This window comes from Bradyrhizobium sp. S3.12.5, from assembly GCF_040548225.1.
Classification (GTDB): Bacteria; Pseudomonadota; Alphaproteobacteria; order Rhizobiales; family Xanthobacteraceae; genus Bradyrhizobium; species Bradyrhizobium cytisi.
This window is the reverse complement of the sequence record NZ_JBEPRF010000015.1, coordinates 12272-26400: the sequence shown is the minus strand read 5'-3', so window position 1 is coordinate 26400 and position 14129 is coordinate 12272. Positions and strand designations below refer to the sequence as shown.

General features: G+C 60.7%; 10 protein-coding genes and 3 pseudogenes. 4 read left to right on the top strand and 9 right to left on the bottom strand.

Going from position 1 to position 14129, the window contains the following annotated elements; genetic code table 11:
- Positions 1–49: 49 nt before the first annotated feature.
- Together ABIC09_RS22640 and ABIC09_RS22635 are read left to right on the top strand one after the other, a co-directional pair.
- Positions 50–751 (top strand): hypothetical protein, encoded by a 702-nt coding sequence (locus ABIC09_RS22640; protein ID WP_354110598.1) that lies wholly within the window; start codon positions 50–52, stop codon positions 749–751.
- Positions 752–771: 20 nt separating this feature from the next.
- Entirely contained in the window at positions 772–2343 is a 1572-nt protein-coding gene (locus ABIC09_RS22635; RefSeq protein ID WP_354110597.1) for an MATE family efflux transporter, read from the top strand.
- Positions 2344–2352: 9 nt separating this feature from the next.
- On the opposite strand, the gene ABIC09_RS22630 is transcribed toward ABIC09_RS22635, so the two are convergent.
- From ABIC09_RS22630 to ABIC09_RS22605, 6 genes are all read right to left on the bottom strand, one after another.
- The gene (locus ABIC09_RS22630) at positions 2353–3561 is read right to left on the bottom strand and encodes a glycosyltransferase (RefSeq protein WP_354110596.1); all 1209 of its coding nucleotides are present in this window, start codon (positions 3559–3561) and stop codon (positions 2353–2355) included.
- Positions 3558–4325, bottom strand: a complete 768-nt coding sequence (locus tag ABIC09_RS22625) for a class I SAM-dependent DNA methyltransferase (RefSeq protein ID WP_354110595.1) — start codon at positions 4323–4325, stop codon at positions 3558–3560. The genes ABIC09_RS22630 and ABIC09_RS22625 overlap by 4 nt, the downstream gene beginning before the upstream one ends.
- Positions 4322–5443 carry a DegT/DnrJ/EryC1/StrS family aminotransferase gene (locus ABIC09_RS22620; RefSeq protein ID WP_354110594.1) on the bottom strand — a complete coding sequence of 374 codons (1122 nt, stop codon included), beginning with the start codon at positions 5441–5443 and terminating at the stop codon, positions 4322–4324. Before ABIC09_RS22620 ends, ABIC09_RS22625 begins: the two co-directional genes overlap by 4 nt.
- Entirely contained in the window at positions 5440–5886 is a 447-nt protein-coding gene (locus tag ABIC09_RS22615) for a cupin domain-containing protein (RefSeq protein ID WP_354110593.1), read from the bottom strand. The genes ABIC09_RS22620 and ABIC09_RS22615 overlap by 4 nt, the downstream gene beginning before the upstream one ends.
- Before the next feature lie 99 nt (positions 5887–5985).
- Positions 5986–7170: a CgeB family protein gene (locus ABIC09_RS22610; RefSeq protein ID WP_354110592.1), complete on the bottom strand. Its 1185-nt coding sequence runs from the start codon at positions 7168–7170 to the stop codon at positions 5986–5988.
- 317 nt (positions 7171–7487) lie between these two features.
- Positions 7488–8858, bottom strand: coding sequence for a hypothetical protein (locus ABIC09_RS22605; protein WP_354110591.1), 1371 nt, complete (start codon positions 8856–8858; stop codon positions 7488–7490).
- Between the two features lie 192 nt (positions 8859–9050).
- Between ABIC09_RS22605 and ABIC09_RS22600 the strand changes: the two genes are divergently transcribed.
- Positions 9051–10040, top strand: a complete 990-nt coding sequence (locus ABIC09_RS22600) for a glycosyltransferase family 2 protein (protein WP_354110590.1) — start codon at positions 9051–9053, stop codon at positions 10038–10040.
- A gap of 108 nt (positions 10041–10148) precedes the next feature.
- Here the strand turns inward: ABIC09_RS22600 and ABIC09_RS22595 are convergent.
- Both ABIC09_RS22595 and ABIC09_RS22590 read right to left on the bottom strand, forming a co-directional pair.
- Positions 10149–10265, bottom strand: a pseudogene (locus ABIC09_RS22595) (IS110 family transposase); the annotation flags it as partial.
- 347 nt (positions 10266–10612) lie between these two features.
- Positions 10613–10827, bottom strand: a pseudogene (locus tag ABIC09_RS22590) (transposase domain-containing protein); the annotation flags it as partial.
- Between the two features lie 773 nt (positions 10828–11600).
- Between ABIC09_RS22590 and ABIC09_RS22585 the strand changes: the two are divergent.
- The gene (locus ABIC09_RS22585) at positions 11601–13442 is read left to right on the top strand and encodes an NF038122 family metalloprotease (protein ID WP_354110589.1); all 1842 of its coding nucleotides are present in this window, start codon (positions 11601–11603) and stop codon (positions 13440–13442) included.
- Positions 13443–13518: 76 nt separating this feature from the next.
- Here ABIC09_RS22585 and ABIC09_RS22580 read toward each other — a convergent pair.
- Positions 13519–14127, bottom strand: a pseudogene (locus ABIC09_RS22580) (ATP-binding protein); the annotation flags it as partial.
- Positions 14128–14129 lie beyond the last annotated feature (2 nt).

Here is a 14129-nt window from a genome sequence, read left to right as displayed (position 1 = left end):
GTTTGCTGCCTCTGGCTTGCCGCGCGCTGGCCGATCGCAGGGGAGTTCGATGTCGGGGTGGCTGAGATCGGTCGGATTGGCTGCATTGTGCGCGGTCCTCGGCATCACCGAAAGCGTAGCGGCGACCTCGTCGCGGATGGACATCCTGCCTGACGATGCCGCCGGCAGCCCTGCCGAGAGCGTCGATGTCGGCGCGGTCAGACCGATTGCCCGGCCCGCGCCGGCCACGAGCAAGCCTGCGCCTCGCGGCAATCCGCTCTGGTCGGTGCCGCTGTCGGCGCTGACTGGGACCCAGGAGCGCCCGATTTTCTCGGCGACGCGGCGGCCGCCGCCGCGCGCGGTTGCAGCCGCCCCGGCCGAAGAGGCCCAAACGCCGCCTCCGCAGAAGCCGGTCGAGGCCCCGCCACCGCTGATGCTGGTCGGGGCCGTGGTGGGCGAGGGTGATGCGATCGCGATCCTCGTCAACCGCACCGACCAGAAGATCGTTCGGCTGCGGCAGGGCGAATCGCTGGACGGCTGGTCGCTGGCCTCGGTCCAGCCGCGCGAGGTGACACTCAAGCAGGGCGATCGCAGCGAGGTGCTGGCGCTGCAGCGGCCGGAAGCCGCGTCCGCTCCTGCAAGCGCGCCCGCGATGGCAGCCGCTTCCGCGGATGGCAGTGGCCAACTGACGATGCCGACCCCGGGCGGCCCGTCGTTCGCGCCTTTCCTGCCGCGGTCCACGCCCAAGAACGGCCAGCCGGACGGGCTCTGAGCTGCCGGGAAGGATGCGGTTTGACCGACACGCAGACTGATGCGCCCGGCAAGGCCGAGGTGCCGGGCGGTGCCGGGCGGGCCCGCCGGCTCATTCGTGGCTGGTCGGCGAATCTGGTCCAGATGGTATTGGGCCTGACCCAGCAGTTGCTGCTGATTCCCGCATTCCTGCACGTCTGGAGCGGCGACGTGCTCGCCGCTTGGCTTGCGATCTATGCCGCCGGAAACCTCGTCGTCGTGGCCGATGCCGGATTGCAGTTTCGCGCCATCAATCGGTTTCTCGCCTTCAAGTCCTGTGCCGATTGCGATGGGCGCACGGCGAGCGTCTACCACGGGATGCAGCGGATCTATCTTGCCATCGTCGCCGGGCTCGGCGTCCTGCTCTGCGTGGCCGAATATCTCGCGCCGCCGTCGGCCGTGCTCGGTTTTCACGTGATGCCGACATTGGACGCGGCAATGCTGGTTATGACGCTGGGAACGCTCCTGAGTTTGCCCGCCAATCTCTGCTCCGGCCTCTACCGCGCCCGCGGCCTGTATGGCCGGGCCGTGTGGCTGCAAAACGCCGCGCTGCTGCTCGGCCAGATCGCGCAGCTTGTCGCGCTCGCCATGTTCGGAAGCCTGCTTGCGGTGGCGATCGCCTTCGTGTCCACGCAGCTCCTCTTCACGATCTTCATCGTTGGCTTCGACGCGCCGCGCCGTTTTCCGTTTCTGCGCCGTGCCGCAAGGCCGCCGTTCATCTCGCCATCCTGGCGCTGGAGCATCGGCCAGTTCGGCCGCGCGCTGCCCTTCGCGATCGCCAACATCACCGAGCTTGCGCTCGTCAACATTCCGGTCCTGCTCGTCTCCGCGCTCGTCACCGATCGCGTCGCGGTGGTGCAATGGGGGCTGACGCGCGTGATCGCGAGCCTGGTGCGCGGGCTATGCCTCCAGACCGCCTTGCCGCTCGGTGCCGAGCTCGGGCACGATCATGCAATCGGCGACAAAGAGCGGCTCCGCCGTCTTTACGCTCACGGATCGGTGCTCGTCACCGGGCTCGCTTGCCTGGCCGTCGCCGGATTTCTGCCGTTCTGGCCCGATTTCTTCGCACTGTGGACCCATGGCAGCATACCCTATGACGGGCTGCTTGCGGTGACGCTGCTGCTCGGCTCGGCCGCAGGCGCGCCCTCGCTGATGGCGCTGGTCTTTGCCAATCACAGCAATCGCGGCGCGCTTCTGATCCGGACCAAGGGGCTCCAGTTCGTCGTATTCCTGCTGCTGGCCTTCGTCCTGATACCGAGGCTCGGACCACTCGGCGCGGCGCTTGCCGTGGTCGCGAGCGACATTCTCGTTCAGTTCGGGCTGCTCACGCTGGTAATCATATGGCAGATCCTGCGCAACCCGCTCAGGCACGTCGCGTTCCTGATGCTCACGGCCGCGGGGATCGTGGCGCCGGGCTGGCTGATCGGGCTCGCAATCACCACACTCCTGCCGGGGCGCGGGCTCGTGCATTTCGTCCTGGAGTGCGCGATCTGGATGACGGTGGTCGGCGGGCTCGCAAGCCCGCTATTGAACACGGCGCTGCGCGAGCGACTGCGGGCGCTGGTTCCTGCGTAGCCGATGATCTCAGCGTGCAGTCAGCGCCAGCCGGTGCTTCAACCGTTCTAAATGACGGGCGAATTCCTGGTGGCCGGCCTTGGTCTCCTCGGCAAACTGCGCGAGCCGAAGATGTCCGGCCGCGCTCATGCGCTCGCGTGTGCCCTCGGCGCGGAGACTGACGATGGCGTCTGCGAGTGAGCGCTGGTCGTCATAGTCGAACAGGATTGCGGCGTCGCCGGCCTGCGCCTTGAAGGCTTCGGGATAGATCACAGGCGTGCCGACCGCCCAGGCTTCCAGCGGCGGCAGATTGGTCGGGCCGAAATAGGTCGGCATCACCAGCGCAGAAGCGCCGCGGTAGAGCGCGCCGAGTTCGGCGGATTCGACGAAGCCGATGATGGAGATCTGGTCGGACAATCCGTAGGTGCGGATCGCCAGGTCAATCTTGTCGCGACCGCTGCGGTTGGAGCCGCACAGCACCAGTCGCTCGATGATGCCGCGTTCGCGCAACAGGGCGAGCGCGGCGAGCAGCGTGATGTGGTTCTTGTGTGGCCAGAACTGCGCCGGATAGAATAGATAGCCGGGCTCGAGCCGGTATTTTGCCAGGACCGCCGCATCGGCCGCGGCATCGGGCGCAGACTGGCTGACATAGGCCGAGGGCGAGAACGGGATGCAGACCGCGCGATTTCGTTCCATCGCGTAGCGACGGCAGAGATTGTCGATCAGCTCGGGCGCGTTGACGATCACCACAGCCGCCTTGGTGCTCGCAAGGCCGAACAGGATCTCGCGGCGCTCGAATTCGCCGAAGGTGCGCACTTCCGGAAACTCCGGCGCGTCGCGATGGCAGCCGTCGAAAATCGTGATGATGAACGGCAGTTGGTGGAGCAGCAGGTGTCGCTTCGAGGTCGAGGTGAAATGTACGACGTCGATGCCGTCGCGGATCAAGACGCGCTCGAACGGTGATTTGAGCTCAAGCGCGATCTGGACGAGGTCGAACGGACCGCAATATTTGAGGAACAGAAAGAGATAATCGGACACGCCGAATTTGCGTAAGCGCCCCTCGACACCGAACTCCATCAGAATCTCGATCGTCCTCGGATAGGGCGAGTACACCACGATCTCGTTGCCGGATTGGGTCGCCCATTCGCGCAGCCAGAGCAGATCGTTGAGCGGTTGCTGAAAGCCGCCGCCCACCTCCAGGGCCTGCTCCAGCATCACGGCAAGGCGCAGCGGTCTCACGGCTTGCCGGCCTTTCTGGTGACGGCGTAGGCCGCCCAGATCTTCGAGTTTGGCGCGTCCTGCGTCAGCCATGCGGCGTGATCGGCCGGCTGAAAGCCGCTCGCCGTGAGTGCCGCGTCGATCTCGAACGGAAACCAGTAGCGCATGTGATGCGCTTCATCGACACGCCGGATTGTGGCGCGATCGGTGTCCTCACAGAACAGCGTATAGTTCACGGTGACGGTCGCTGCCTGCTCGTCATGGTCGGATTGCGCGATGCGGGTGAGGCGCAGCGGCTTCTGCTCGATCACCTTGACCCGCGTCTCGACGCCCTGCGCGAGCACGGCGCCGCCATACCAATAATCTAAGAAGAACAGGCCGCCCGGCTTCAGCGCGGAATAAGCGGTGCGGAACATGGCGGCGAGCGCATCGCGGCTGGTCTGGTAACTGGCGACGTGGAACAGCGACACCACCGCATCGTAGTCGCGTTCCGGTCCGGTCTCGCAGACGTTACCCTGCCGGAACGGAATCGAGAGCCCGGCCTGCGCGGCGCGCGCCTTGGCGCTCGCGATCATCTCATGGCTCAGATCGATGCCGGCAACGTTCCACCTATTGCGGGCGAACGCGAGTGCATGCAGTCCGGTGCCGCAGCCGAGATCGAGCAGCTTGCCGGAGGAAACGCCGTGGTTGCTGAGGCGTGCTTCGACGAACGATGTCTCCGCCGCGTAATCCTTGTCCTGATAGAGCAGGTCATACCAGGGCGCGTAGTCGGCGAACACCGTCACGCCAAAATCTCCTTGAGCGCCCGTGCGGATCGCGCGATCTCGTCATCAGTCAAGGCAAGGCCGCTCGGCAGGTAAAAACCGCGACGGGCGACGTATTCCGCGTTCGGATGGGATTCATCGAGCATCAGGCCCATCCGGCGAAGCACCGGCTGCTCATGCATGCACCAGAAGAACGGTCGCGTGCCGATGCCTTTTTCGCCGAGGCGGCGCATCGCCTCCTTGGCGTCGAACGGCACGTCGTCGTTCAGGACGATGCCATAGACCCAGTAGATGTTGTCGGCATAGTCGGTGCGGGCGACCGGACAGCGGATTCGGTCGACGCCGACCAGATGCTCGTCGTACAGTCGGCCGATCCGGCGCTTGAGCTCGACTGTGCGCGCCAGGCGCTCGACCTGGGCGACGCCGAGCGCGGCCTGGAGGTTGGTCATGCGCGCGTTCCAGCCGAATTCCTCGTGGACGAAGCGCTGCTGCGGCTGGAAGCAGAGATTGCGATAGCCTTGCAGCTTGTCGGCGAGCGCGTCGTCGTCGGTGAGGATCATGCCGCCTTCGCCGGTGGTGACGTGCTTGTTCGGATAGAAGCTGAAGGTCGAGACGTCACCAAAACTGCCGCAGGGCGCACCGCGATAGGTCTGCCCGTGCATCTCCGCGGCGTCCTCGATCACCTTCAGATCATGCTTGCGGGCAAGCGCCATGATCGGTTCGAGGTCGACCGGGAGGCCATAGATGTGCACCAGCATGATCGCGCGCGTGCGTGGCGTGATCGCGGCCTCCACGCCCTCGACCGTCATGTTCCAGGTTGCTTCATCGCAGTCGACCCCGACCGGGATGAGGCCCGCGCGCACGACGGCTGCGGCGCAGCTGATGATGGTGAAGGTCGGGATGATGACTTCGGAGCCTTGCTCGAGGCCGAGCGCATGGACGGCGATGTCGAGCGCGACCGACCCGTTAGTCACCGCGATGCCGTGGCGCCGCCCGGCCGCCTCCGCCATCGCCAGCTCGAAGCGCTTGATGAACGGCCCTTCCGACGAGATCCAGCCGGTGCGGATGCATTCGGCGAGATAGTCGGCCTCGTTGCCGTCGAGCAGCGGCGTGTTGACGGGAATATACGGCGCGGTCACTGGCTCGGACCCTTGATCCGGATTTCGGACTGGGCGACTTCGGGAAAGCGGGTCTTGTCGTTCTCGCCGGAATAGGGGCCTTGCTTGATCTCGAACATCTCGAGCGGCTCGAGCACGTGGAAGCCGTGGGCGCCGCTGCACAACAATATGATGTCGCCGGCGCCGAGCACACGGCTTTCCAGATATTTTTCTTCGACCGTGTAGAAGTCGACCTGGAGCTTGCCCTTCTGGATCAGCAGCACTTCCTGGGTGTAGTGCACCTCCCGCGTCACCTTGTTGTGGCGATGCGGCTCGATGCTCTTGCCCTTCGGATGGCTCATATAGGCGAGCTGCTGCGACAGTTCAGGCGACGAAAAGAAGTGGATACCCGGCTCGCGAAACGAGGCGCGCACGATGATCGCATAGAGCTGGTCGCCGAATCGAACATGTTCGACGTGTTCCATCTGAGCCTCGACAAAAACGCTGCAATTATAGTGATATAGCGCCACGCAGGAGCACTTTGGCCATTTTGGCCCACACCGTCAAGGGCGCGCCGACGGCGGTTATTTGCAGCCGGCGAGCTGCAAGATCGTGCTCACGCGTTGGCGGAACGTGTGGGTCGAAAGCGTACGTGCCTGTCCAGCCGCAGCGATCGCCATTCGCGCGGGCTCATCGTTGAGATAGCGATTGATCAGCGCGATACAGTCGTCGGCCGAACGCCAGGTCGCGACCTCGCGGCCGGGCTCGAACAGCGTGTGAAGATTGTCCTTGAAGTCCGTGAGCAGGAAGGCGCCGATACCGGTTGCTTCGAACAGGCGCGCATTGCCGGCTTCTGGGCCGGCCATGTCGATATGCGAGTTGAGCGTCACACGCGAGGCTCGCAGCGCCTGATACATGTCCACGCCCCACACCTCGCCCTGGTAACAGCGGTGAAGTGGTGACGAGGCGGGCAGTGTATGCAGGCCGCTGCCGAACAACTTCAGATCGTAGCGCCGCGCGACAGCTTCTAGCTGCGCCACGCGCTGCTGGTGATCGGCCGATACGGCGCCGACGAACGAGACGTCGATGCTGCGCGCCGGTGCAGGCGGAAGAACGTCGAGGATCGCCGGTTCGAATCCCAGATGGATGACCTCTGAGCAGGCGCCTTGTTGGCGAAAGAAATCCACCACCGCGGCAATTTGCGAGATCAGGAGATCGTAGACCGACCAATCTTCGCCGCGCGAGGGCACGATTCCGACCTGGCCGACCATGGTGGAGCGGCAGATCTGCTTGATCCGGCGCACCAGGCGCGTGTCGACGTGGAAAAGATCCTGGTTGAGGATCAGGTCCGGCCTGAAGTCCTCGATCTGCGCCAGCAGGACCTTTTCCGCTTCCGCGTCGAGGCGTGGGCTGAGGCCAACCTTGCGCGCCAGCGGCCTCAGCACCGGCTTGAACGGTGCTACGGCGCGCTGCAGCCAACCGGGAATGGCGTCGCGCGCGGAAGGCGCATTGGGCGGCGGCGGGGGTGTGACCGCGAGGCCATGTTCACGCGCCCAGGCCGCGCGCATCCATGGGTTGTTGACATGGATGTCGGCGGCGACGTGTCCGAGGCCTGCAAAATTGCGCGAGTAGAAATCGGCAACGCCGAACAGGCTGGCGTTCCGCGCCGCCATCTGCGAGGCATATGACGCATTTTCCAAGCCCGGCTCGCGCCGATAAAGCCAGGACATGAAACGCGGATAGTCCGCGTTCAAGACGAGGACACGCATCGCTCAGGGCTTTCCTTCGAAGTTCCTTTCGTGCACATAGCAGAGCAGTGAGCGCGCGGAAAACGAAAACTGTAACCGATCTGCTGGCCCAACCCGATTGCATTGGTCTCATGCCGGAGGCAGCTTGGATAACCGCTCCTGAGGGCGATTTAACGTTACTCTGCATTCGGGGGTTAGCTCAAAACTTCCGTCGGCGCTTTCGCAGGCTTTCAGCATGGCTTGAGCGATTAGTTTGGGGTGGGTTCATCACTCATCCGACGAGACTCAAACGCGCCGCCGCAATGGCCGGCCGCAAGGCTTATGACAAATCCCGATCGCTAACCAACGAGCGCAGCTTCGCGTGGTTGAAGTTCGAAAATTGTGCGTGGGGTAACGTACCACAATAAAAACAGGAGCCCGAGGCCGTGCGTGAGTAATGTGGTCGCAAGCGGGACGTTGAGAACAATCTGAGGGATGATTGCCCCGGATAACAGGATGAAATTTGGCGGCAGGTCGGCAGACAAACGATTGCCGAGGGCTATGACCAGCCCGCATATGAAGACGGCAAACGGTGCGTAGAACGTACCAACGGACGCAATACCTTCCGTCGCGAATAGCGATGCGTTAAAATAACCGAGCTTGTAAGCGTTTTGCATTACTATGGATAGCTGATCTTGATAGGGACAACCCATCACTCGCTTCAACGGCGACATTTGGCAAAAATATGTGAGGTCATGAGTGGCAAAAAAATCATGGTACACGTCCATCGCGACCGATGGGATTGCTATCATCCGAAAATTGACGAGGGAAAAATACGACGCGGCATGTTGCCCGAACAAGCTGATCAATAGGATACCTGTTAAAAGGGGAACAAGCAGTGACAGGATAACCGCTGCTCTCGCTTTGACCCATTTCAAGAGTATCAGCAGCGCGACAATCCAGCAGGGAGCAAAGAGCGCGAGCTTGCTGTAGGTAATTGGATAAAAGAAGACCAGGAGAACGATCACGGCAGCCGAACGCCAATAGGCCCTGCGCGCAACGAAGCCTGCGAAGGCAAACGGCAACAACGTGCTGGACGTTATACCGACTAGATATCGCAATAACGCCGGAGATTCCATTTTATTGCGATATTCATAGATGTGCTCGATGCCAACAAATTGAAAGCTATAGGTGGAGCTTATTGCAACCGTCACAATGCCCAATAAAAAAAACGATGCCAGCAGCCAATCAAATGCCCTCTCCGACAACGCATAAGTCTGCCGGATCGGTGACACGATAAACAAGGCGGGCAAAAGAAATGCGGCGGCTGACGCAACGGCAGACAACTGCGCCAGGGGGTGGTTATAGTTCAAATCAGAAAAGCACGCGATCCAGAGATAACCGAGAACCATCGTGTAGAAATAAAACCCGATAAAGTAACCGAAGCTGAATCTGGCGAGAGCAAACAGGGGCGCAAAAAGGGTAAAAACCGCGGCAACGAGAATGGCGACGTATAGTCGTGACGGGTCATACCTGATATGAAACATGGCTGCGTCGAAGAGGTGGGGGATGCGATCGTTCGCGAGATAGACCAGCGAGACGCAGCAAAGTACGATGTGAAGGCCGATAAGAATCCCGAGCCAAAAACGTTCTTGAGTGCGCCGATCGTTGTCGGCTATATGCCGTTGTTCGTTAGTCGGCTGGGAACTCCTACCAGTGAGATAGCTCAACCGAAAAAGGCGCACGTCCTACTCCGCTATACGTCTGTCAGTGCGAGGGGCCCGCGCCGGCTAATCTTTGGGTTTCCGGATCAGCTACTTTCAGGCGAGATCTTGTATTGTCGGAACATGGCCCTGTCGAGCCACAATGTGACGATGGCGGAGGTTTTGGCGCGCAAAGGATTATGAGCGGGGCCGTCCGCGATGCCGCTTGTCCTCACTACCTTAAAAATAGATCGCGGCGATATCCAAGGCTGTTCGATCGTGCCCGTTGCGCAACCTAAAATTGTCATTCTGCTCGCGAGCAGAAATGGTGCTGAGTATTTGCAGCAGCAACTGGATTCCTTTCGCGCCCAAAGCTATTCCAACTGGGAATTGCAGGTCTCTGACGACGGCTCAACGGACAGCACGATCGATGTTCTCAAGGCCTTTGCTGAAAGCATCCCTCAACCTGTTACAATTCGACAAGGGCCGAGGCAGGGCTTTTGGCAGAATTTTATGTCGCTGGTTCGAAACGGTGAGATCGATGGCGATCTGTTTGCCTATAGTGATCAGGATGACATTTGGTTTTCGGATAAGCTTGCGAGGGCCGTGGCCTGGTTCGAAACGCGCGATCTCAGTCAGCCCGCGTTATATTTCACTAGGACCGAACTGATCGAGGCCGACGGTACTTCAAGAGGATATTCGCCACTCTTCTCCCGGTTGCCAGGGTTCCAGAATGCACTGGTACAGAATATCGGCGGCGGCAACACGATGGTTTTCAATGCCGCCGCACGGCATTCGCTTCGCGCCACACCGGTTGATGCGTCGATTGTGGCTCATGATTGGTGGACCTACCAGGTCACCACCGGCGCGGGCGGTGTCGCGCACTATGATCCGCGACCGAGCCTGCAGTATCGTCAGCATGGAGAGAATCTGATCGGCGCCAATGTCGGCCTCCGCGCACGTCTGATCCGGCTACATGCTTTTGCCGGTGGTCGTGTTGTAATGTGGAACGAAGTCAACTTGAAATTGCTCAATCGTATGCGGTCTATGTTAACCCGAGAAAGTATCGCCACGCTGGATTTCTACGCAAGCGCGCGTCAAGCGGCGTGGCCGCGGCGGCCCTGGTTAGTGTGGCGATCGCGCGTGTATCGTCAGCGTGGAGTTGAGACCCTGGGCCTCTATCTTGGTGCGTTGTTTGGCAAGTTATGATGACAGCTCAGCCGAATGGTCTTCACCCCACGTAATCGAGGTAAATGCGTTCCGCTCCCATTGGGGCATCTCATCGGAGGTGCGGACATTTGCGTCGATCCCTTCCGCAATCCGACCCGCCGGCTCGCTTGCTAGCTTGGCCTCCCGAACGATCTTCCCGGTCGCATCAACAACGCATACACTGGAGCATTCCAAGGACACGTCGATTCCGGCATAATGGTCCATGGCATTCATGCGCTGTAGGCCGCAAGCGCGCTTGATCTATCCGGTTAGCGGTTAGATCTCGTCGGACTCTTTGGTCTTCGGCGATGATGCGGGGGGGCTTGTGGATTGCGATCAGCTCTTTGAGGATCTCGATCCCGTCATCGGTGAACGCCATCACCCCGTCTTCACCGACGTCGACGACTTATAGCTGGCCATCCTCGGTGTCCATTTCTTCGGCGACCTTGAACAGCCATTCCTCGTGTTCACCGAGCATCTCAGCGACTGGCTGAGAGTGAACACGTGGCTGACGTTGTTGACGTGCCCCCTCAAGCCGCCTGCGCCGCAAGGCCTTGCTGTTGCGCAGTCTTCTAGTCCCAGGGCAGCAGCTCATCGAGCCTGTGGGCGGGGTGGGTGGCGATGCGAGCGAGTACATCGGCGAGCCAGGCCTGAGGGTCGACGTCGTTCATCTTGGCAGAGACGATGAGGCTATACACGGGGCGGCTCGACGCCCTCGGCGGTCGGACCCGCAGAATAACCACGACTTTCTGCCCAATGCGATGCCGCGCAGCGCTGTTTCGGCGGCAAGGCCGCCAGGTGCTGGAACCCGGGTTTTGATAGGCGGAGGGGTGTCATTTGAAGTTGCGCGGGTGGATACTAAAGATTTGGAAGTCTCAGTCGGGCAGATTGTGCTGCCCCAATGACTTGCCGTAAAGGCAGGTCGGCTGCGCGCGTTCAGGCCCGCGTATAGATGGCACGGGTTAGGGCCGAGGCGGCTTCGCCTCGCAGGCTGACTGATCTGGGCCGCGGACTCGTTGAGCGTACGCGGACTCCCGTTTCACCATGGATTGCGGTAATTACGGCCAGGTACAGCTTCTGCCCGGAGCCGAGGTTGAGACGTCCTATGCCATAGGACGGCCGACCTATCTCGCTGGGCCCCGTATGGCCCCGAGGGCATGTTGTCGTAGTTCGGTTCGACGATATCGCCCGAGCAATTGAACGAATGCCCGCCGATTGCTTAAGCCGTGAGGAGCCCCGGCTACGACAAAACCCGTCCACCGAAAGCTCGTATCTGCCTTACGATCGTATGAAATGGAACCGTTCCGGAAAAATCCGCGCTTGCGCCGCGTTTGCCTATTGCAATATCGCTCGACGCCGAAAAAAATCGGGCTTATCTCGAATCGAGCCGACAACTCGGCCTCCGCGCTAAGCCGCAGACGGTTAGCAAATTCTGTTAGGCCCGAAACTGTAAGTTAACGGGCCGTAGCGATGATTGGGAATGAGTGCGGCGTCGGGCTCCGCCACATAGCCTCGTCTCACCAGCTGCAGTTGTTTCTGGGCGTCCACGATGGAGCTACCATGGACTCACGTGTGGGAATTCGTCATGGAATCTTATCGGACGCACTGTTTGATTTTTTTGAGCCGCTCCGCGATGCAACGTGGTCCGGAAGCCGATCGGCTTCCGTTTTGATCCAACCCGATCTGAATTTGGGCGGATTCCATTGGGAAGCCCCCGTGCCTTCTGACGACCCGTTCTACACCGTCATTGGGAATACGATTCAAGGTAGCTACTTTCCAGCCAGTTCGACCGGGACCACGACCGATCCCACGAATCCGGGTTCGGTCTTGGCGGCAACATCGGGGGGCGCAACGATTAACTTGATCTTTGACGCTGCCGCGATGGCTGCGCCGACAAGCTTTAGGTCTGGTGTTCAGGAGGCGGCAGCGATCCTCGCTGCGAACATCACGGACAAGATCACCCTCAACCTCAAGATTGATTACAGCGGGATCGGTGGGGGCGCTGCCGCAGGCCCCGATAACGGATATTACGAGAGCTATTCTTGGGTTCGCTCAAACCTGCTCACCCATTCGAGTGCGGGCGACACGACCTTCAACAGCCTAGCCAACGTTTCATCCCTCCAGGGGCAGTCCAGCGTTGCGGTCTGGAACGCCCAGCTTAAGCTCTGGGGCGTGCTCGGGGCCAACGACACAACGACTGACGATGGCAGCGCGACCTTTGCGACTGACATCAATCCTAACCTGCTGGTCGGTGTCGCGCTTCATGAACTGACGCATGCCATGGGCAGAGTGCCATATGGTTCGGCTCCTGATGTGTTCGATCTCTTTCGTTTCACCAGCCCCGGTGTCCACCTATTCCAAGGCGGAGCCACGGCGCCAGCGGCTTACTTCTCCGTCGACGGGGGCAACACCAAGCTTGCGGACTACGGCCAGCAATCCGACCCCAGCGACTTCCTGAATTCGGGGGTACAGGGACCAAACGATCCCTTTAACGAATACTACACCAGCAAAACTTCCCAGCAGCTCTCGGCTATTGATCTGAAACAGCTGGACGCACTTGGGTTTCATCTTGTTCAGAGTTCAACGAGCTCGGCTCCAGCGACCGTGGCTAACGTGCACGCCAACGACCTCACGTACGCAAGCACCGCGTCGGGCGCTAATCATTTCATTGACCTTCAAAACTTCGAAGCAAGTTTTCCGGATTTGGTTCACGGCTTTGGCTCGAACACGCCGGCGATGCAAAATTGGTATAATACTTATGAACCGACTGAGCAGCGCGTGGAGACATTCGATGGCTTGGATTACATCGCTAGCTACGGAGACCTGATCAGCGCGTTCCAAGTCGGGTCAATGCAGGGGATCGAACACACTGGCGCCTCGCACTACATCAGCTTCGGTTTTAACGAAGGCCGGGCGACTACGTTCAACGGTTTGGACTACGTTGCGAGTTATTCCGATCTCATCAAAGCCTATGGCGTGAATAGTGACGCCGGTGCTTTCCACTTCATTGAGTACGGTTCTCAGGAAGGCCGGACGGTCACTTTTGATGGATTAAACTACATTGCAAGCTATCCTGATCTGATTAAGGCCTTCGGAGCCAACGAACAAGCGGGGGCGGCTCACTTCATTGGCCATGGAGCGGCCGAAGGTCGAGCAACAACCTTCGATGGCTTGTCGTACATTGCCCAGTATCCAGATTTAATGAAGAGCTTCGGCGCTAACAATGATGCAGGTGCGGTTCACTACATCGACAACGGTTTTGCGGAAGGTCGCAGCACCGCCTTCAAGGTTGCCGCATACGAGCAAGCTCATCCTGACCTAGTTGGCGCGTACGCGACAACTGACCAGTTCCTCGCTGCCTACATTAACCACTTTGTTTCAACTGGCCAGTATCTCGTGTAGAAAGCAGTTGGATGGTTGGAAAGACGGATGGCCTCTTAAATCCAGCTCATTCCAACGAGGTCTAATCGTGTTGATCGACGGGAAGCTGGCTGGTGACGATGGTGGAGCGGCGGCCGTAGCGGTCCTCGAGGATCTCCAGGAGGTCGTGACGGGCCGCGGCGTCGAGCGGATCCAGACCCCAGTCGTCGAGGATGAGCAGATCGACGCGGCCGAGCGCGCGCAGCAGACGGGGGTGGCGGCCGTCGCCGCGTCCGAGGGCGAGATCGGTGAACAGCCGCGGAACGCGCTGGTAGAGCACGGAGCGATTGTCGCGGCAGGCCTTGTTGCCGAGCGCCGAGGCGAGCCAGCTCTTGCCGACGCCGGAGGGGCCGCAGATCAAAAGGTTGGCGTGGTCGTCGATCCATTGGCCTTCGACCAGCATCGTCAGCAGGCTGCGGTCGAGGCCGCGCGGGGTGCGATAGTCGATGTCCTCGACACAGGCCTGCTGGCGCAGCTTGGCATATTGCAGCCGCTTGGACAGTCGCTTGTCGCGCCGCAATGACGCTTCGCGTTCGAGCAGGAGCGCAAGCCATTCGGCGCGGCCGAGGCTTGCGGCCTCGCCGCCGGCTTCGATGTCGGCGAAGGCCTTAGCCATGCCGTGAAGGCCGAGTTGATGGAGTTGATCGAGGGTCGGATGCGTGAGCAAGA

Excerpts from the sequence above, each read along its gene's own strand:
- ABIC09_RS22610 (WP_354110592.1), bottom strand. The coding sequence starts at position 7,170 with ATGCGTGTCCTCGTCTTGAACGCGGACTATCCGCGTTTCATGTCCTGG.
- ABIC09_RS22640 (WP_354110598.1), top strand. The coding sequence starts at position 50 with ATGTCGGGGTGGCTGAGATCGGTCGGATTGGCTGCATTGTGCGCGGTC.
- ABIC09_RS22615 (WP_354110593.1), bottom strand. The coding sequence starts at position 5,886 with ATGGAACACGTCGAACATGTTCGATTCGGCGACCAGCTCTATGCGATC.
- ABIC09_RS22585 (WP_354110589.1), top strand. The coding sequence starts at position 11,601 with ATGGACTCACGTGTGGGAATTCGTCATGGAATCTTATCGGACGCACTG.
- ABIC09_RS22600 (WP_354110590.1), top strand. The coding sequence starts at position 9,051 with ATGCCGCTTGTCCTCACTACCTTAAAAATAGATCGCGGCGATATCCAA.